Raw genomic sequence first — 19739 nt, forward strand, 5'->3', positions numbered from 1 at the left:
CCGACTTGACAGAGGATCAGGGGTTACGTCGATGGCATGCAGCTTGCTCATAAAAACATTACCGACAGAAGACAACCAGAGACCCACGATGCAAAAACCCAAAGTCAGTGTTCGAAGTCTGTACAAGATCTTCGGCAACAACATTTCAGAAGCGCAGAAGCTGCTGGCCCAGGGGCTCAGCAAAGACGAGGTGTTTTCGAAGACCGGCCACGTGGTCGGCGTGAACAACGTCAGCTTTGACGTGGCGCCCGGCGACATCTATGTGCTGATGGGGCTCTCGGGTTCGGGCAAGTCCACCTTGATCCGGCTCATCAACCGGCTGGTCGAACCCTCGTCCGGTTCCATCAACATCGACGGCGAAGACATCGCTGCCTTGCCACAGCACGAGCTGGTCAAGTGGCGGCGACGACGGGTTGCGATGGTCTTTCAATCGTTCGCCCTGATGCCGCACCGCAGCGTGCTGGACAACGCAGCCTTCGGTCTTGAAATGGCGGGTGTGGACCGCAAGACGCGCGAAGAACGGGCGATGCAGGTTCTCAGCCAGGTCGGCTTGCAGACCTATGCAGGCAAGTACCCGGCGCAGCTCTCGGGCGGCATGCAGCAACGGGTGGGGCTGGCCCGCGCGCTGACGGTGGACCCGGACATCCTGCTGATGGACGAGGCCTTCTCGGCCCTCGATCCGCTCAAGCGCGTCGAGATGCAGTCCCTGATGCTGGACCTGCAACGCGAGCACCGGCGCACGGTCATTTTTGTGTCGCACGACCTCGAAGAGGCGCTTCGCATCGGGAGCCGGATCGGCATCATGGAGGGCGGCAATCTCGTGCAGGAGGGCACGGCCCACGAGATCATCACCCGGCCGGCCAACGACTATGTGCGCCGTTTCTTCAAGGGCGTGGACACCTCGCGCTACCTGACCGCCGGGGACCTGCTGGACCCTTCGCTGCAGGGTCACACGTTCAGCGAACACCACCGCATGTCCTCACTGACGCCCCTTCCCGAGGCCATGAAGATCGTGCTGGGCATCGAGCACCCGGTGGGCGTGTTCGACGACACCAACCGCTTGCTGGGCGGCATTTCCGCCCGCAGCCTGCTCCAGAAAATTGCACAAGAGGCCCGCCATGTCTGATCTGCTTTCACAGGTAACCCAAGCCTCCGAGAACATGCTGCCCCTCGGGCAATGGGTCAACGCCGGGGTGAAGCTGCTGCTGGACAACGGCGCCGCCGTGTTCGACGCCATCGGCCTCGTGGTCGAACAGTTCGCCGAATGGGTCGAGACCGCCATGCTGGCCATCCCCTTCTGGCTCGTGATCCTGGTCGCGGTGGGGGTCAGCGTCCGCAGGGTGAGCTGGCGGTTCGGCACGTTTGTGGCGCTGGCCCTGATGCTGATCGTCGTCACGGGGTTCTGGTTGCAGACCATGGTCACCCTGGCGCTCACGCTCTCGGCCACCTTCATCAGCCTGTTCTACGGCATCCCGCTGGGCATCTGGTGCTCGCGCGCGCCCCGCGTCAACGCGGTCGTCCGGCCCATGCTCGACTTCATGCAGACCATGCCGGCCTTTGTGTACCTGATCCCGGCCGCCATGCTGTTCGGGCTGGGTCGCGTGCCCGGCATCCTGGCGACGGTGATCTTCGCCATGCCGCCGGTGGTGCGACTGACCAGCCTGGGCATCCGGCAGGTGAGTGCTGAGCAGGTGGAAGCCGGCAACGCCTTCGGCTGCACATCGACCCAGCTGCTGTTCAAGGTGCAGCTGCCGATTGCGCTGCCCACCATCATGGCCGGCGTCAACCAGACCATCATGATGGCGCTCTCGATGGTGATCATCGCCTCGATGGTCGGCGCCGGCGGTCTGGGCAACGACGTGCTCGCCAGCATCCAGCGGCTGGACATCGGCCTGGGTTTCGAGAGCGGGCTGGCCGTGGTGCTGCTGGCCATCATCCTGGACCGCATCACCGAAAGTTTCGGTGCCGGCCGCGACAACAACAAGAGCTGAACGCCATCAGGAGCGCCCCATGACACGTCCCTCGCCTGAGCCCTTGTCACCCGGCGACATCCACCGGGAGCGCCCTTCCCCGGAAGGCTTCCACGTGGGCTTCGTCCTGCTCCAGGACTTCTCCATGATCGCGTTTGCCAACGCGGTCGAGACGCTGCGCATGGCCAACTACATCAGCCGTCGCACCCTGTACCGATGGACCGTCGTGGAGCCCGAGAGGTCGCCCCCCATGGCGAGCAACGGATTGACCATTTCCCCGGTCGGCGGTGTGGAAGACCTGGCCACCTGCGACGCGGTGTTCGTCTGCGGGGGCCTCAACATCCGGCAGGTCACCAACGAGGCCGTGCGCAGGCTGCTGCGCCAATGTGCCGCCAATGGCGCGGTCATGGGTGCGCTGTGCACGGGTTCGTTTGCCCTGGCCAGCGCGGGCCTGCTGGACGGCTACCGTTGCGCCATCCACTGGGAGAACCTGGCGGCGATCAGCGAAGAGTTTCCCAAGGTCCGGTTCACGCCGGAGGTCTTCATCTTTGATCGCGACCGCATCACCTGCTCGGGTGGCACCGCGCCGCTGCACCTGATGCTGCACCTGGTCCGCGGACACCATGACGCCAAGCTGGTGATGGCGATCTCCGAGCAGTTCATTGTGGAACGGCTGCGCGCCAGCAGCGACCGCCAGCGCATCCCGCAACCCGAGTGCATCGGCCCGGGCTATCAGCACCTCACCGAAGCCGCGGAGATCATGGCGGCCAACATCGAGGAGCCCTTGTCGCTGATCGATCTGGCCGGTCTGGTCGGGCTCTCGCTGCGGCAGCTCGAGCGCCTGTTCAATCGCTACTTCAGCATGAACCCGGCGCAGTACTACCTGAACCTTCGCCTGCGCCGCGCCCAGGAACTGCTGACGCACACCAGCCTGCCGATCATGCAGGTCACGGTGGCGTGTGGTTTTCAGTCGTCCTCGCATTTCTGCAAGGCCTATCGCTGTCTGTTCGGCCACGCGCCCAGTGACGAACGCCGGCGGCAGGCGGCCGAGGCAGGCACCGGACGCGCACCCCAGGCCAGGCGCCCACCCGAACTGGTCCGGGTGGCGTGACACGCCCTGCCTTGCCGACACAACACAACTTGGCGTCGCACTGGATCAATTCCTCGCTCTCCGATCTGTGACAGTTCCCTTCGGGTCATCCCCACGCGCGGCGTGCATGGCCCGAAGGTGGCAGCAACCGCTGCCCACCCAACGTGGAACCACCAACCAACAGAGGAGACAGCCATGTCAGACAACCGAGGTGTCGTGTATCTGGGCCAGGGTCAGGTCGAAGTCCAGTCCATCCCTTTCCCCAAACTGCTGAGCCCGCTGGGTCGAAGCGCCGAGCACGGCGTGATCCTGAAGGTGCTCACCACCAACATCTGTGGCTCGGACCAGCACATGGTGCGTGGCCGGACCACCGCAGTGACCGGGCTGGTGCTGGGCCACGAAATCACGGGCGAGGTGCTCGAAGTCGGACGCGATGTGGAGACGCTGCAGCGCGGCGACATCGTGTCGGTGCCGTTCAACGTGGCCTGCGGACGCTGCCGCACCTGCAAGGAACAGCACACCGGTGTCTGCCTGAGCGTGAATCCGTCTCGCGCAGGCGGTGCCTACGGCTATGTCGACATGGGCGGCTGGATCGGTGGGCAGGCCGAGTATGTGATGGTGCCGTATGCCGACTTCAACCTGCTGAAGTTCCCCGACCGCGACAAGGCGTTCGAGAAGATCCGCGACCTGACCTGCCTCTCCGACATCCTGCCCACGGGCTACCACGGCGCCGTGACAGCCGGGGTCGGTCCCGGCAGCACCGTGTACGTGGCTGGCGCCGGCCCGGTGGGTCTGGCCGCTGCGGCTTCGGCACGCCTGCTGGGCGCGGCGGTCGTGATCGTCGGGGACGTCAATCCCGTGCGCCTGGTCCATGCGCGCAAGGTGGGTTTCGAGACGGTGGACCTGTCGCAGGACGCCACGCTCGGCGAACAGATTGCCCAGATTCTGGGAACCACGGAGGTGGACTGTGCCATCGATGCCGTGGGCTTTGAGGCGCGCGGCCACGGCCATGCCGGGTCGCAGGAAGAGGCACCTGCCACGGTCCTCAACTCCTTGATGGAAGTCACGCGGGCCGCGGGCAAGATCGGCATTCCCGGCTTGTACGTCACCGAAGACCCGGGCGCCACCGACAAGGCCGCGAAACAGGGTTCACTGAGCATCCGTCTGGGCCTCGGCTGGGCCAAGTCACACAGCTTTTTCACCGGACAGACACCGGTCATGAAATACAACCGCGCGCTGATGCAAGCGATTCTGTGGGACCGGATCCAGATCGCCGACGTGGTGGGCGTCGAGGTGATTTCGCTCAACAACGCCCCCAAGGGCTATGCGGCATTCGACGCCGGCGCGCCGAAGAAGTTTGTCATCGATCCCCATGACCAGCTGAAGCTGGCCGCCTGACCTTCAACAGGCCAGATTCCCCACCGCCGATGTCCCCAGCTCGGATCGGCCAGGCGCACCCCCAAAACAATGGCGCCCCGCAGGGCGCCATTGTTGGATCAGGGTCCGGCCCGTGTTCAGGGCCGGGCGTCGCCCACCGCCATGTGCGCCACCTGCTGGTCGAGGATCTCTTCGGGCTCGTCGGCTTCCTGCGCTGTGGGGTTGTCCAGGCCCTGCTGCAGGCGCTGCATGTCGAGGTCGCCAGTCCACTTGGCCACCACCAGGGTCGCCACGCCGTTGCCCACCAGGTTGGTCAGGGCGCGGGCTTCGCTCATGAAGCGGTCGATGCCCAGGATCAGCGCCAGGCCGGCCACGGGCACGCCGCCCACGGCCGAGAGCGTGGCCGCCAGCACGATGAAGCCGCTGCCGGTGATGCCGGCCGCGCCCTTGGAGGTGAGCAGCAGCACGGCCAGCAGGGTCAGCTGCTGCGTCAGCGTCATGGGGGTGTCGGTGGCCTGGGCGATGAACACCGCGGCCATGGTCAGGTAGATCGAGGTGCCGTCGAGGTTGAACGAATAACCGGTGGGGATCACCAGGCCGACCACCGACTTCTTGGCGCCCAGGTTTTCCATCTTCTCCATCATGCGCGGCAGCACCGATTCGCTCGACGAGGTGCCCAGCACGATCAGCAGCTCTTCCTTGATGTAGCGGATGAATTTCACGATGCTGAAGCCGTGCAGGCGGCTGATGAGGCCCAGCACCACGAACACGAACAGCAGGCAGGTCAGGTAGAAGGTGCCCATGAGCTTGCCGAGCGAGAACAGCGAGTCGATGCCGTACTTGCCGATGGTGAAGGCCATGGCGCCGAAGGCACCGATGGGGGCCACCTTCATGATGATGCCGACGATGTCGAACAGCACGTGCGAGCTCTTTTCGATGAAGTCGAACACCATGGTGCCGCGGCCGCCGAACTTGTGCAGCGCGAAGCCGAACAGCACCGAGAACAGCAGCACCTGCAGGATGTCGCCCTTGGCGAACGCGTCCACCACCGAGGTGGGGATCACGCTCAGCAGGAAGTCGACCGTGCCCTTCATCTTGCCGGGCTCGGTGTAGGCGGCGATGGCCTTGGTGTCGAGCGAGGCGGCGTCCACGTGCATGCCCGAGCCGGGCTGGATCAGGTTGACCACCAGCAGGCCGATGAGCAGCGCCACCGTGGACACGACCTCGAAGTACAGCAGCGCCAGGCCGCCGGTCTTGCCAACCTTCTTCATGTCTTCCATGCCGGCGATGCCCACCACCACGGTGCAGAAGATGATGGGCGCGATGATCATCTTGATCAGCTTGATGAAGGCGTCGCCCAGCGGCTTCATCTGCTCCCCGAGCGCGGGGTAGAAGTGGCCCAGCAGCACGCCAACGGTGACGGCGAACAGGACCTGGACGTAGAGGGATTTGTAAAGCGGCTTGCGCGTGGTGCTCGTGGCCATGGGTTTGTCTCCAGCTGAACTTGTAAGAGGGGCGCCGGGTGTGTCGGCTGCCGGCGCCTGCAGGTGCCCGGTGTGCGGGACAGGCTGGACGATACGCAGCGGCCCGGGTCGCGCCAACTGTGGCGTTCAACAGTCGTAGAACTACGTACGCCCCGCAGCGCCCGGTTTCAAGCGACGTTTCAGCGCTGGTCGAGCGCCCGCTGCACGTCGGTCAACAGCGCCGATCCCAGGCTGCGCTGGAAGCCGTCGTACACGGTCTGCAGGTGGCGGCGCAGCGCGCTGCGCTCGGCCGGCGTCAACCCGTGCACCTGCAGGCCGGGCGTGCGCCGCAGCGTGGCCAGGGCCATCGCGTCCAGCTCGGCGGCCAGGCGGTTGCCGTGCGCCAGCGCCTCGGCCAGCGCCGTGCTCAGCAGCTCGCGGTCGGCCGGCTGCAGGCTGGCCCAGAAGCGCGGGTGGCTCACCACCGCGTAGCCCAGGTAACCGTGCTGTGTGAGCGTGATGTGCGGCTGCAGCGCGGCCAGCCCCTGCGTGAGGAAGTTGGAGAGCGGGTTTTCCGCCGCGTCCACCACGCCGCTGGCCAGCGCGCGCTGCGTTTCGCCGAACGGCAGCACCACCGGCTGCGCACCGAGTGCGCGCACCTGCTCGCCCAGCACCCGCGAGGCCTGCACCCGCACACGCAGGCCCCGGTAGTCGGCCGGGGTGCGCAGCGGGCGCGCGGCGCTCATCTGCTTGAAACCGTTGTCGAGAAAACCCAGGCCCAGCATCTGCTGGCGGCCCAGGCGCTGCAGCAGCCCGCGCCCCACCTCGCCCTGCGTCACGCGCCGCACCTGCGCCAGGTCGGCGAACAGGTAGGGCAGGTCGAACACCTCGAACTCGGGCACACCGGCCATGCCGAACTTCGAGAGCGAGGGCGCCAGCATCTCCACCGCGCCCAGGCGCAGCGCCTCAATCTCGTCGTCATCGCCCCAGAACTGCGAGGCGGGGTGCACCTCCACGCGAATGCGGTCGCCCGCGCGAGCGTGCACCAGCGACTGGAAGCGCAGCGCCATCTGGCCCTTGGGTGTGTCGGGCGCCACCACGTGCGAAAAACGCAGCAGCACCGCAGGCCGCGCCGCCCGTGCCCAGCCGCTGGCCACGGCACAGGCCGCCCCCAGCACCGCGCGGCGCAGGATGCGCGGTGAACGGGGAACGGGCGTGGCGGACATGCTCGCTATGCTAACGAGGCCATGGCAACCGACACCCCGCTGGATTTCGACACGCTGGACCTGGACACGCGCCAGGCCGCGGCCCTGACACGCCGCGCCATGACCTGGCTGGGCGCGCTGCTGCTGCTGGTGGCGGCCTCGGCGGTGGCGATGTGGCTGTTCCTGCGCGCCGAGGAGGCGCGCGAGGCCGACCGCCGGCGCACCGCCGACGCCGAGTGGCTCGACCAGACCCTGCGCTTCCATTTCCGGCGGCTCGAAGGCGACCTGGCCACGCTCGCCCTGCAGGCGCAGCCCGGCGGCTCGCGCGCCACCGCCCCGCCCAACGGCCCCTGGTGGCGCAGCCCCGAGCTGCTGGCGTTTCACGGCTGGGTGCCGGCCGCCACCCCCGGAGACCGCCGTCCCTGGCCCGCCTACCTGCAGGCGGCGGCGCAGCAGCCCGCGCACACCGAGGCGCTGGGCACGCTGCTCGACACCACGCGCGGCCTGCAGCGCCCGGCCTACGCCGGCCCGCTGGTGTCGGCAAACGGCGATGCCATGCTCTGGCTGGCCGTGCCGCACTTCGAGCAGGGCCGTTTCGTGGGTGATCAGGTGGCCGCCGTGCCCGTGGCGCGCCTGCTCGCCGGGTTCATCCCCGCCTGGTTTCTGCAGGACCACGCGCTGGCCTTGGCCGCCGACGGCGCCGCACTTGGCGGCGACACCCCCCTTCGTTACATCGCCCCCATCAACCTCCCGGGCGCCCAGCTGCGCCTGCAGGTGAGCACCCGCGGCGACGCAGCCCCGTTCGCGCCCCGCGCCTTCTTCGCCGTGGCCATGCTCTGCCTGGCGGGCATGCTGCTGGCGCTGCTCGCCTTGTGGCGCGATGCCGCGCGCCGCCAGCGGGCCGAAGCGCGGCTGCAGACCCAACTGGCCCTGCGCACCGCCATGGAACGCTCGGTCACGCTCGGCCTGCGCGCCTGGGACACCCGGGGGCGCCTGCTCTACGCCAACCCCGCGTTCGCGCGGCTGGTGGGTTGGGCGCCCGCTGAGCTGATCGCCCACACCGGCCCGCCGCCTTACTGGCCCGACGCGCAAGGCGACGAGTTCGCGCAGCTGCAACGCGCCGCCAGCGACCCCGCCACCCAGCAGGCCGGCGTGGCGCAGCGGCTGCGCCACCGCGACGGCACCGTGATCGACGTGCTGGCCCACAGCGCCCCGCTCACCCTGAGCAGCGGCGAGGTGGTGGGCTGGGTCGGCTCGGTGCTGGACGTGACCGAGCGCCAGCGCGTGGAGCGCCTGGCCGCGCGGCAGCAGGAGCTGCTCGAAGCCTCGGGCCGGCTGGCGGCCATGGGCGAGGTCGCGTCCACGCTGGCGCACGAGCTCAACCAGCCGCTGGGCGCGCTCAGCGGCTTCGCCACCGGCCTGCTCAACCGCGTGCGCGAGCAGCGCATCACGCTGGACGAGATCGTGCCGGTGGTCGAGCGCATGGAGCGCATGGCCGACAAGGCGGGCCGCGTGATCCAGCGCATCAACGCCTTCGCGCGCCGCCAGGACATGACGCGCCTGCCGCTCGCGCTGGCGCCCTTCGTGGCGCGCGTGGCCCACAGCGTGCCGCTGCCCGAGGGCGTGGCGCTGGAGCTGAGCCTGGCCGCGGGCGACGGCCCCACCGTGCCGGCCGACGCGCTGCTGCTGGAGAACGCGCTGCACAACCTGGTGCTCAACGCGAGCGAGTGGGCGGCGCGCAGCGGGCGCACGCCGTCGCGGGTGCGCGTGAGCCTGGTGCCGGGCGAGCAGCAGGTCGGCGTGTGCGTGGCCGACAGCGGGCCGGGCGTGCCCCCGGCACAACGGGCCACGGTCTTCGACGCCTTCGCCAGCCACAAACCCGGCGGCATGGGCATGGGCCTGGCGATCTGCCGCTCCATCGCCGAGGCGCACCGTGGCCGCATCGAGCTGGCGGACAGCCCCGATCTGCTGGGCGCAAAATTCACCCTCTGGCTGCCCACGACATGAACCCCACCGTCCACCTGATTGACGACGACACCGATTTCCGCGACGGGCTGGCCTGGCTGCTCGACTCGCGCGGCCTGCCCACGCGCGGCTGGGCGGGCGGCGACCTGTTCCTGCAGGCGGTGCGCAGCGGCGAGGTGCCCAACGCCTGCTGCGTGGTGCTGCTCGACATCCGCATGGAGCCGCTGTCGGGCCTGGCCACGTTTGAGCAGCTCAAGGCCCTGCCCTGGCCCTGGCCGGTGCTGTTCCTCACCGGCCACGGCGACGTGAGCATGGCGGTGGCGGCGGTGAAAAACGGGGCCTGGGACTTCCTCGAAAAACCGTTCCAGAACAACCTGCTGGTGGACAAGGTGGAGGCCGCGCGCCACGCCGCCGTGACGCTGCACACCGCATCGCAGGAGAAGCTGCGCTTTCAGCAGGCGCTGGCCGCGCTCAGCGCGCGCGAGCGCGAGGTGCTCGACGAGCTGCTGCAGGGCCACTACAACAAGAACATCGCCGACCACCTGGGCATCGCCCAGCGCACGGTGGAGTTCCACCGCGCCAACATCTTCGAGAAGCTCAAGGTGCAGTCGGCGGTGGAGCTGGCCCACCGCATGGGCCGGCTGATCGCCGGCGCGGGAGACTAACCCTTTCGCATGACATGACCACCCCCATCGACCACGACCTGCCCCCGCTGAACGCCACGCCTCCCGGCCTCTACCGCCATTACAAGGGCGGCTGGTACGAAGTGATCGACACCGTTCGCTGCAGCGAAACCCTGCAAGGCATGACGCTGTACCGCGCGCTGTACGGAGGCTTTGGTCTGTGGGTGCGCCCCGCGGCCATGTTCGCCGAACACGGCCGGTTCGAAGGCCAAGAACAGCCCCGCTTTGCCCCGCACGATCCGGCACGCATCCTGCTCGGCGACCTGGCCACCGCGCACGCGCTGATCGCCCACCTGCGCGGCCGTGCATTGCGGGAGCGGCAGCTTCACCTCGACACCGCCCTGCGCCCGCCACCCCCCGAGCCCACCGCCTGCTGTGGGCGCGGCTGCAACGGCTGCGTGTGGGAGGGGTTTTACGAGGCGCTGCACCACTGGCGGGTGGACGCGCTGGCGGTGATCGGGCCGCTGGATCGGCCCACGGGCTGAGCGGTCGCACGCCCATAACCGCATATGTGGCATGGGCATGGCGAGAAGCACTCAAGTGCGGCCCCGGGGTGTCGAAATGACCTGAAGCACCCAGGGACCCACACGCCATGACCACCACCTTGCTCCAAGCGCCGCCTTCGTCGGAGATCCACCCAGACCCGCCTGAGAGCGCCACGGTGCTGACCGTCGATGACGAGCCGTCCGTCCTCAATGCCTTGCGCCGTGTGTTCCGCGCGCAGGGCATCGCGACACTGCAGGCCACCAGCGCCGCCGAAGGCCTGGTGCTGCTGAAAACCCACCGGGTGGACCTGGTGATTTCGGACATGCGCATGCCCGAGATGGATGGCGCACGCTTTCTGGAGCTGGTGAGAAACCACGACGAAAGCATCGTGCGCATCCTGCTGACCGGCTACGCCGACATGTCGTCCACCATCGCCGCCATCAACAAAGGCGCCATCCACCGCTACATCGCCAAGCCCTGGGACGACCAGGATCTGGTGCTGGTGGTGCGCGAGGCTCTGACCCGGCGCGACCTGGAAAAAAAGAACGCCGAGCTGACGTCGTTGACGAAACGGCAGAACGAGCAGCTTCGGGACATCAACCAGACACTGGAATCGCGGGTGGTGGCGCGCACCGCCGAACTTCAGCAGATCAACGGCATGCTGGACGCGGCCTATGAAGACCTGGACAAGACCTTTGTGCTCGCGGTGAACGTGTTCTCCAGCCTGATGGAGATGCGTGGCGGTCACCCGGGCCACGCGCGCCGCGTGGCCGATCTGAGCCGCGAGACCGCCAAGCGCCTGAAACTGTCGGAGCGCGACGTGCGCGACGTCTACCTCGCCGCCCTGGTGCACGACATCGGCACCATCGGGTTTCCCGACACCATGCTGAAAAAGCCGGTGTCGACCTACACCGCGGACGAACACCAGCGCTACCGGCGCCACACCATCGAGGGCGAAACCGCCTTGATGGCGCTGACCCAGCTTCAAGGGGTGGCGAAGATCGTGCGCCAGCACCACGAGCGGGTCGATGGCAAGGGCTTCCCCGATGGGCTGGCGGGCACCGCCATCACGATGGGCGCGCGCATCGTGGCCGCGGCGAGCGATCTGGACGAACTGGCCCACGGTGCCCTGGGCGAGCTCAACCTGTCGGTGGAGCGGGTGAACAGCATGCTCATGGGCGGCGTGGGCACGCATTACGACAAAGCCGTGATCGAGATCCTTCTCAAGGTCGCCGAAGACCTGGCCGCGGCCGCGCAAAACGACGTGCAGATCGATGCGCACGATCTGCGTCCCGGCATGGTGCTGGCGCGCGCCGTGTTGTCGGCCAAAGGCGCCACGCTGCTGGCCGCAGGCTACATGTTCGACGAGCGCGTGGTCAAGCAAGTCACGGCGTTTGCCGAGCGCGAGGGCGTTCGGCTCACCCTGTGGGTGAAAGGCGACTCCCTTCCGCCCGATGTCAAACGCATCGAGTCATCCAGGAGCGAATCATGATGGTCGAAGCGCTGGAGCAACCGCACTGCCATGCCAGCGTCGCCCGGGACATCGTGCATGCCGTGGCCGTGCCATCGGCCCTGCTGGACGGGGGACACATCGTGAGCGCCAACGACGCCCTGTGCCGACTGAGCTCGCGCGGGGCGGACGAGCTGGCCGGCCTGTCTTTGCTCGATCTGGTGGACGAGGCCTCGCGCCCCGACCTGCGGGCAGCGCTGCACACCTGTGCTGAAAACGGCGAGCAACCGCCAGTGGTGTCGTCCTCGATCGTGACCCAGGACGGTGGCTTGCGCCCGGTGGAAATCCACGCGCGCCGGGTGTGTTTTGACGACCAGTGCCAGGTGGTGGTGACCTGTGTCGACCTCAGCGATGTGATGCACGTGCAGAGCAGTCTGCTGGCGATGACGACGATGCTGTCGCAGATCATCGACGGCGCCCCGGTGCCGTCCCTGGTGATCGACAAATACCACCGGGTGACCCACTGGAACACGGCCTGCGAACGCATGACGGGCATCAAGCGCAGTGAGGTGGTCGGCACCCGAGACGCCTGGAAGGCGTTCTACAAGGAGAAGCGCCCCTTGCTGGCGGAGATGATCATCGACGGGGCCGACGAGGCCACGTTGCAGTCGTTCTACGGCGGCCAGATGAACCTCTCGTCCACCCTCGCCGGAGGCGTCGAGGTCGAGGCCTTTTTCCCCCAGTTCGGCGACTCGGGCAAGTGGCTGTTTTTCACCGCCGCGCCGCTGTACGACGGGCAGGGCGAGGTGATCGGCGCCATTGAAACCCTGCAGGATGTCACCGCCCGCCGCCGGTCAGAAGAAGACCTGCTGCAGCACCGCAACGAGCTGGAAGAAATCGTCAAGCAACGCTCGACCGAACTGGCTGCGACCGCGCGGGACCTGGAGATGTTCATCGCCAATTCGCCCATCGGGGTGGCCTATGCCAAGAAAGGCGTCATCCAGCGCGTCAATCCCGCCATGGCCGCCATGTTCGGCTATTCCTCGGCCGACATGACCGGTCTGCCGGCCCGCGCGACCTACCTGACGGAAGAGGACTTCACCAACTTTGAAAGCCATGTCATTCCCCGGTTCAAAGTAGGCGAACCCATTCATACGGAGATGTGGATGCGCCGCGCCGATGGCCGTCCCATGTGGGTGCAGGTCGATGCCTACGTGGCCAAAGCGACCGACCCGGGTCTTGGCACCTGGTGGATGATGCAGGACCGCTCCGACATCCGGGATGCGCAGGCGCAGTTGCAGGAGCGGATCAACCAGCTCGATGCGATGAACCGCCAACTGGAGGAAGCGCAGAACCAGTTGTTGCAACAGGACAAGATGGCGTCGATCGGGCAACTGGCCGCCGGTGTGGCGCATGAAATCAACAACCCGATCGGCTTCGTCAGCTCCAACCTCAACACCTTGCGCCAGTACGTCGAAGGCCTGCTGGGCCTGAGCGAGGCCTGCGACGCCGCCCTGGCTGCGCCGGACGATGCTGCCATGATCAGCGCCATGGCGAAGAAGCGCGAGGACATTGAAATCGACTTCCTGCGCGAAGACTTGCCCATGCTGCTGGACGAATGCGCCGACGGCTTGGGCCGCGTCAAGAAAATCGTGCAGGACCTCAAGGACTTTTCGCGGGTCGACCATTCCGACTGGGCGCAGGCCGACCTCAACGCGGGCCTGGAGTCCACCCTCAACGTGGTGCGCCACGAAGTGAAGTACAAGGCCGAGGTGGTCAAGCAACTCGCGCCGCTGCCGCAGGTCACCTGCCTGGCCGCTCAGCTCAACCAGGTGTTCATGAACCTGATCGTCAACGCGGCGCATGCGATCGCCGACAAAGGCACCATCACCCTGTTGTCCGGCGTGGAGCAGGACTGGGCCTGGGTGCAGGTGGAAGACACGGGCTGTGGCATGACCCCCGAGGTCCAGCGCCGGATCTTCGAGCCCTTCTTCACCACCAAGGACGTGGGCAAAGGCACGGGGCTCGGGATGTCGCTGTCGTTCTCCATCATCCAGAAGCACGGCGGCACCATCCAGGTTCACTCGACCGTGGGCCAAGGGACCGCCATCCGCGTCTGGCTCCCGGTCGACGGGCCGCAGTCCCTGGCGAAAGACGCCAAACCACCGTTGTGGGAGCAGGCACATGCGCACACAGCCTGAACATCCGCTCCCCATGAGCGCAGCGCCGGGCCGTTCCCAAGCCAGCTCGCACCGCAGCCCGCAGGGCGAAGGTACTCCAGTGAGCCCCACCCATGACCGGCCGGCCACGCCACCGCACCGGCGCACGCTGCTGCTGGTGGACGACGAAGCGTCGATCCTGTCGGCGCTCAAGCGCCTGTTCCGCCGCGATGGCTACCACATTCTCACCGCCACCAGCGGCGCAGAAGGACTGGCGCTGCTCGCTAAGCAACCTGTGAACGTGATCCTGTCCGACCAGCGCATGCCCGGCATGACCGGCATCGAATTCATGCGCGAGGCACGGCGCTTGTACCCCCACACCGTGCGCATCACCCTGTCGGGTTACACCGACCTGGAGTCGATCATCGAGGCGGTGAACGAGGGTGCCGTGTACAAGTTCCTGACCAAGCCATGGGACGACGATCTCTTGCGCCACCACGTGTCGCAGGCCTTCGAACAAAGCGAACTCGCCGCAGAAAACCGCCGCCTCAGCGAAGCGGTCCACCGGGCCAACCGCGAGCTCGCCATCGCCAATCAGCGGCTCGAACGCGTGGTGCGCGACGAAAGCGAGCTCAGGCAGGCCATGCAGAACGCCGCCGGCGCCTCCAGGGATGCACTGGATGTCTTGCCCATGGCGGTGTTCGGCATCGGAGACGACGGCATGCTGGCGTACGTCAATCGCTTGGCCGTGCGCCAATGGCCCCACTGGGCGTCAGCGTTGGGGGGCGATCCCGAGCCATCGATGCAGCAGGTACTGACCGTGCTCGAATCGGCCGCGAAACGCGACGGCCACGAGGGGCTGCACACCAACATCGGGGGGCACGACGCCAAGGTCTGGATACGCCCGATGGTCGGCCAGGGGCGCCCCCTGGGCCAACTGATACTCGTGCAACTGGAATCAGACACCCTGGTGGTGCCGTCGGGGGACTTCGCATGAACAACGCTGTACTGGAAGCCCCGCTGACGCAGCTGGAACCCGCCGCCTGGGCGCGGTGCATCGTGCAGTTGCCTTCGCTGCCCAGCGCCTTCATCGCGGCGGTCAAGGTGCTGAGTGAGGACAACGTGCCTGCGTCGGCCTGCATCGAGGCCATCGAACGCGATCAGGCCCTGACGGTCCGTGTCCTGCGCCTGGCCAATTCCGCTTTCTACGGGGTGCCAGGCAAGGTCTCGCGCATCGGCGACGCGGTCCAGATGCTGGGTGTGCGCACGGTCGCGAGCACACTGGCCGCGGTGTCCCTGCGGTCGACCCTGGGGTCGTTGCGCTGCGAGGGCTTCTGCTTCGACACCTACTGGCGTCACACCTTGTGCACGGCACTCACGGCCCGGGAGCTGGCCAAGCTCACGTCGCTCGATGCCGGCGAGGCCTTTCTGCTCGGCCTGCTGCACGACGTGGGCCAGCTGGTGTTGGCCATGACCAGCCCGGAACTGCAGGCGCACGCGCTGCGGCTCTGCCGCTCGCAAGGTGTGCCCATGCACGAAGCGGAGCGCCGCGTGTTTGGCGTGGCGCACCCCGAGGTGGGTGCGGCTGTGGCCCGGCAATGGAACTTTCCGGCCCACATTTCCGAGGCGATCGCCGGTCACCACGCACCTGCACCCATCACCGCAGGACAGCGGCTGGCGTTCTCCGACCTGGGGCACCTGGCCAACCACATGGCCCACGGTCTGGACACATCCCCCATCGACATCGAGACCCTGCTGGCGGACCCGCTGTGGTCCGTGCTGGGCACCAGCGAACAACGTCTTCGCCATCTGGCGGAGCGTGTCTGCGCCGAGCTGCAGCTCATGGCCTGCGCCTGAAAAACCTGATTGGAGCGACCCCATGAACCATCCTCTTCAAGGCAGCATCCTTCTCGTCGATGACGAGGAGTCCATCGTCCGCGCCTTGCACCGAACCTTGCGCGGCCCCCTGGGAAACCAGGTGAAGATCGTGACCTGCAACAGCGGTGCGGACGCCATCGGCGAACTGATGGCCCAACGTGTTGACGTCATCGTCAGCGACTTGCGCATGCCCAACATGGGTGGCATGGAACTGCTGGCCTTGGCGGCGGACTTGCAGCCCGGGTGCGTGCGGATGATCTTGACCGGAACGGCGGACTTTTCGACAGCGCAAGAGGCCGTGAACAAGTTCGGCCTGTACCGCTACCTGACCAAGCCCTGGGAGACCGAAGAGCTGGTTCGCCACATGTCGTCCGCCATGGCCTTCAGCATGGAGCAACGTGCACGGCACGACCAGGCCACGCAGTGGGTCGCCAGCCAATCCAAGCTCAGCCCCGAAGAGCTGGAGCGGCGCAGGCTCGAAGCCATGGAACCCGGCATCACCCAGGTGGAGTGGGACGCCGACGGGTGCGTGATCATGCGGTAGAGGTAGGAGCACCCCCTGCCGCGCTGCGCGCGACCCCCCTCAAGGGGGGCGGCACTGGCCGTCCGGCGAAGCCGGCCCGGCGGTGCCCCTGGGTGGACCATTCCATGCTGTCGGTGTGACACACCTCCAGCATGACAAACGTTTCAGAACAGATCGCTCTGCCCTTGCAGCGCTGCGGGCCGGAACTGCGTGGCGTCCAGCGGTTCGCGCCCTCGGTTGAAGCCGAGCCGGTCGCAGGTTTTCACGAAGCGCTGGCGCAGCAGCTCGGACCAGATGCCCTGGCCTTTCATGCGGGTGGCGAAGTCGGCGTCATAGTCTTTGCCGCCACGCATGTCCTGGATGCGCGCCATCACGCGCGCGGCGCGGTCGGGGTAGTGCAGCGCCAGCCACTGCCGGAACATGTCGCTCAGCTCCCAGGGCAGGCGCAGCACCTGGTAGAACGCGCGCCTTGCGCCCGCCTCGTAGGCCGCTTCGAGCACGCGCTCCATGTCGTCGTTGATGAAGGGAATCTGTGGCGACACGCTCACACCCGTGGGCACACCCGCCTCGGACAGCGTGCGGATGGTGCGCAGCCGCCGGTGCGGCGCGGCGGCGCGCGGCTCCAGGATGCGCGCAAGTTTTGAATCGAGCGTGGTGATGGTCACGTAGACCGCGGCCAGCCCCTGCGCGCCCATGGGCGCGAGCAGGTCGAGGTCACGCTCCACGCCGCTGCCCTTGGTCACCATCGCCAGCGGGTGGCGGGCGGTGTGCAGCACCTCCAGCACCTGACGGGTCAAGCGCAGCTCGCGCTCGATGGGCTGGTAGGCATCGGTCACGGTCCCGATGGCCAGCAGATCGGGCGTGTAGGCGGGGCGCAGCAGCTCGCTGCGCAGCACCTCGGCGATGTTGCGCTTGGCCACCAGCCGGGTTTCGAAGTCGAGCCCCGGCGAGAGGTTGAGGTAGCTGTGCGTGGGCCGCGCGTAGCAGTAGATACAGCCGTGCTCGCAGCCCCGGTAGGGGTTGAGGCCGAGGGTGAAGCCGATGTCGGGCGAGTCGTTGCGGGTGATGGCGCTCTTTGCGTCTTCAAACGTCACCTGCGTGGCCGGCGCGGCGGCTTCATCGCCCGCGGCCTGGCCTTCGTCGAGCGTGCCCCAGCCGTCGTCGAACGCGTCGCGGGTGTCGCGCTCGAAACGGTGCGGCTGGCGGTGTGCCACGCCGCGCCCTTTGAGGGCGTGCAGGGGAATGTGGATGTCGGGCATGGGCAGCGGTCGGTGAAGACTGGGTACTGTACAAAACATCAGTACCCATGCCAAGCCCGAACCGCTGGGCGGTCAGGTGTCCGCGGTCACCTCATCCCCCGGCGCGGGTGCCCGCACCGCTTCATGGGGTGACGGTCTGACCGCTGTCCCGCGCGGCGTCCCGTTTCGCCAGGTTCCCGAGGATCAGCGCGCGACCGGCGAACAGGCCGCCGGCCACCTCCAGATCGAAGCGCTCTGCGTCGCGGCGGCGCACGCGCTCCATGAGCTCATCGGCCTCCTCTTCACTCGCGCCGGTGGCGAGCACCGCCTGGCGGCCCATCACCATGGCCGACTCGAAGGTCTCGCGCACGAAGCAGTCGGCCCCGGCCTTGGCCAGCGCCACCGCGTGCTCGCGATCGAAGGCGCGCACCAGCACGCGCGCCTGCGGGCAGACCTCCTTGGCGATCTCGGCGATGCGCGTCGCCGCCGCCTTGTCATCGAGGCACACCAGGATCGCGCTCGCGGTGTGGGCACCGGCCGCATGCAGCACGTCTTCGCGGCTGCCGTCGCCGTAATAGACCTTGAAACCGTAGGCCTGCGCGTCGCGGATCATCTGTGTGTCGTTGTCGATGATGGTCAGCGTGGCGCCCCGCGCCAGCACACCCTGGCTGGCGATCTGACCGACGCGGCCGAAGCCGATGATCAGCACGCTGGCGGTGTGTTCGCTCACCGCCTCCACGCCCTCCATCGAGACCTCGGCGCGCGATGCAAAGCGCTGGTGCAGCAACACGGTGAGCGGCGTCAATGCCATCGACATCACCACGATGGCCGTCATGTTGGCGTTGACCACCGGGTCGATCACACCCGCGGCCAGCGCCGCGGCGAACAGCACGAAGGCGAACTCGCCGCCCTGGGCCATGAGCACGGCGCGGTCCAGCGCGTCGGCGTGCGAACTCTTCGCCAGCCGAGCCACGCCGTAGATGCACAGCGCCTTGACCGCCATCAGCGACAGCACGCCGGCCACGATGAGCGGCCCGTTGCGTGCGACCACGGCCAGGTCCAGCGACATGCCCACCCCGAGGAAAAACAGGCCGAGCAAGAGGCCACGGAAGGGCTCGACATCGGCCTCCAGCTGGTGCCGGAAGGTGGACTCCGAGAGCAGCACGCCCGCGAGGAAGGCGCCCAAGGCCATGGACAGCCCGCCCAACTGCATCAGCAGCGCCGCGCCCAGCACCACCAGCAGCGCGGCCGCCGTCATCACCTCGCGCGCCTTGGCGTTGGCCAGCACCCGGAACAGCGGATTGAGCAGCCACAGGCCCACCACCACCAGCACCGCAACCGCCCCGAGGGCCAGGCCCACCGCGGCCCAGCGCGAGCCGGCGGCCGCCACCTCGCCCGGGAGTTCGCCTGCCACGGGCGGCGCGAGAAAGGCCACCAGCGCCAGCAGCGGCACGATGAGCAGGTCTTCAAACAGCAGCACGGCCACGATCTTCTGCCCGCGCGGCGCCGCCACATCGCCGCGCTCGCCGAGCAGCTGCATCACGATGGCGGTGGAGGTGAGCACGAAGCCCATGGCGCTGACGAAGGACACCGTCAAGGAAAAACCGAAGGCCACGCCCACCAGCGTCAGCAGCGTGCCGCAGACCACCGCCTGCAGGCTGCCCAGGCCGAAGATCGCGCGCCGCAGGCTCCACAGGTGAGAGGGCCGCATCTCCAGCCCGATGATGAACAGGAACATCACCACGCCGAGTTCGGCCGTGTGCAGGATGGTCTGCGGGTCGTTGAACCAGCCCAGACCGAACGGCCCGATGGCCAGACCCGCCGCCAGGTAACCCAGCACCGAGCCCAGCCCCAGCCGCTTGAACAAAGGCACCGCCACCACGGCCGCGCCCAGCAACATCACCACCGGCAGCAGATCGCCGCCCCCACCTTCCACCGCCATAGAGCGTCTCCTCGTGTTCCGTGTTGTCCGGGCCTGGCCTGCGCGCGAAGCGGCTGCTACCGCCGCATCCGTGGCCGGTGCAGGGCCTCCACCCCGCAGCGTCCCGCCGCATTGTCGGTGGTGCGGCGCCCGTGCGTGTGGCCGACGCGGGAATAGGCCCACAGTGCCCGAGGCCCCGAAGGCGCACTCAACCCCGGCGCTGCAAGGTCGTTCCACCACCGGTATAAAGTGCAGCTCCCACACACCTGCCGCCATCCGCCTCCATCGGTCGGACCCGCGCGGCAGTCCAACCTCCCAACGTCCCGCACGC

At 67.6% G+C, this 19739-nt stretch carries 16 protein-coding genes and 1 pseudogene; 13 read left to right on the top strand and 4 right to left on the bottom strand.

The features are described from left to right. Window positions 1-88 precede the first annotated feature (88 nt). The 4 genes from B0E41_RS12360 (at window position 89) to fdhA (ending at window position 4458) form a co-directional block, all read left to right on the top strand. Window positions 89-1126, top strand: coding sequence for a glycine betaine/L-proline ABC transporter ATP-binding protein (locus B0E41_RS12360; protein WP_077331455.1), 1038 nt, complete (start codon window positions 89-91; stop codon window positions 1124-1126). After that, complete coding sequence (locus B0E41_RS12365; RefSeq protein ID WP_077331456.1) at window positions 1119-1991, top strand: proline/glycine betaine ABC transporter permease; 873 nt, start codon at window positions 1119-1121, stop codon at window positions 1989-1991. Before B0E41_RS12360 ends, B0E41_RS12365 begins: the two co-directional genes overlap by 8 nt. A 19-nt stretch (window positions 1992-2010) precedes the next feature. After that, a complete protein-coding gene (locus tag B0E41_RS12370) occupies window positions 2011-3081 on the top strand; it encodes a GlxA family transcriptional regulator (protein WP_077331457.1) in 1071 nt (356 codons plus the stop codon). Between the two features lie 174 nt (window positions 3082-3255). After that, on the top strand, window positions 3256-4458 hold the full coding sequence (fdhA, locus tag B0E41_RS12375; RefSeq protein WP_077331458.1) for a formaldehyde dehydrogenase, glutathione-independent: 1203 nt from the start codon (window positions 3256-3258) through the stop codon (window positions 4456-4458). Window positions 4459-4574: 116 nt separating this feature from the next. Here fdhA and B0E41_RS12380 read toward each other — a convergent pair whose 3' ends face one another. Next, entirely contained in the window at window positions 4575-5921 is a 1347-nt protein-coding gene (locus B0E41_RS12380; RefSeq protein WP_077331459.1) for a dicarboxylate/amino acid:cation symporter, read from the bottom strand. 179 nt (window positions 5922-6100) lie between these two features. Beyond that, window positions 6101-7126: a DctP family TRAP transporter solute-binding subunit gene (locus tag B0E41_RS12385; RefSeq protein ID WP_077331460.1), complete on the bottom strand. Its 1026-nt coding sequence runs from the start codon at window positions 7124-7126 to the stop codon at window positions 6101-6103. Between the two features lie 21 nt (window positions 7127-7147). Here B0E41_RS12385 and B0E41_RS12390 point away from each other — a divergent pair, with 21 nt between their 5' ends. The 9 genes and pseudogenes from B0E41_RS12390 (at window position 7148) to B0E41_RS12425 (ending at window position 16270) form a co-directional block, all read left to right on the top strand. Next, the gene (locus B0E41_RS12390; protein ID WP_077331461.1) at window positions 7148-9112 is read left to right on the top strand and encodes an ATP-binding protein; all 1965 of its coding nucleotides are present in this window, start codon (window positions 7148-7150) and stop codon (window positions 9110-9112) included. Beyond that, window positions 9109-9735, top strand: a complete 627-nt coding sequence (locus tag B0E41_RS12395; RefSeq protein ID WP_077331462.1) for a response regulator — start codon at window positions 9109-9111, stop codon at window positions 9733-9735. Before B0E41_RS12390 ends, B0E41_RS12395 begins: the two co-directional genes overlap by 4 nt. Before the next feature lie 14 nt (window positions 9736-9749). Next, window positions 9750-9983: pseudogene (locus tag B0E41_RS26585) on the top strand (DUF1653 domain-containing protein); the annotation flags it as partial. 51 nt (window positions 9984-10034) lie between these two features. After that, window positions 10035-10238, top strand: a complete 204-nt coding sequence (locus B0E41_RS27120; RefSeq protein WP_253194817.1) for an oxidoreductase-like domain-containing protein — start codon at window positions 10035-10037, stop codon at window positions 10236-10238. A 107-nt stretch (window positions 10239-10345) separates the two neighbouring features. Next, entirely contained in the window at window positions 10346-11731 is a 1386-nt protein-coding gene (locus tag B0E41_RS12405; protein WP_077331463.1) for an HD domain-containing phosphohydrolase, read from the top strand. Then, window positions 11728-13890 carry a PAS domain S-box protein gene (locus B0E41_RS12410; RefSeq protein WP_077331464.1) on the top strand — a complete coding sequence of 721 codons (2163 nt, stop codon included), beginning with the start codon at window positions 11728-11730 and terminating at the stop codon, window positions 13888-13890. The genes B0E41_RS12405 and B0E41_RS12410 overlap by 4 nt, the downstream gene beginning before the upstream one ends. A gap of 13 nt (window positions 13891-13903) precedes the next feature. After that, window positions 13904-14845, top strand: coding sequence for a response regulator (locus tag B0E41_RS12415; protein ID WP_253194810.1), 942 nt, complete (start codon window positions 13904-13906; stop codon window positions 14843-14845). Then, window positions 14842-15705 (top strand): HDOD domain-containing protein, encoded by an 864-nt coding sequence (locus tag B0E41_RS12420; protein ID WP_171984745.1) that lies wholly within the window; start codon window positions 14842-14844, stop codon window positions 15703-15705. The genes B0E41_RS12415 and B0E41_RS12420 overlap by 4 nt, the downstream gene beginning before the upstream one ends. Before the next feature lie 22 nt (window positions 15706-15727). Next, the gene (locus B0E41_RS12425) at window positions 15728-16270 is read left to right on the top strand and encodes a response regulator (protein WP_077331466.1); all 543 of its coding nucleotides are present in this window, start codon (window positions 15728-15730) and stop codon (window positions 16268-16270) included. Window positions 16271-16413: 143 nt separating this feature from the next. Here the strand turns inward: B0E41_RS12425 and B0E41_RS12430 are convergent, their stop codons facing one another. Next, on the bottom strand, window positions 16414-17508 hold the full coding sequence (locus B0E41_RS12430) for a PA0069 family radical SAM protein (RefSeq protein WP_077331467.1): 1095 nt from the start codon (window positions 17506-17508) through the stop codon (window positions 16414-16416). Between the two features lie 121 nt (window positions 17509-17629). Further along, the gene (locus tag B0E41_RS12435) at window positions 17630-19429 is read right to left on the bottom strand and encodes a monovalent cation:proton antiporter-2 (CPA2) family protein (protein WP_077331468.1); all 1800 of its coding nucleotides are present in this window, start codon (window positions 19427-19429) and stop codon (window positions 17630-17632) included. Window positions 19430-19739: the final 310 nt, after the last annotated feature.

Origin of the sequence: Hydrogenophaga sp. A37, from assembly GCF_002001205.1 — a bacterium.
GTDB lineage: Bacteria > Pseudomonadota > Gammaproteobacteria > Burkholderiales > Burkholderiaceae_C > Hydrogenophaga.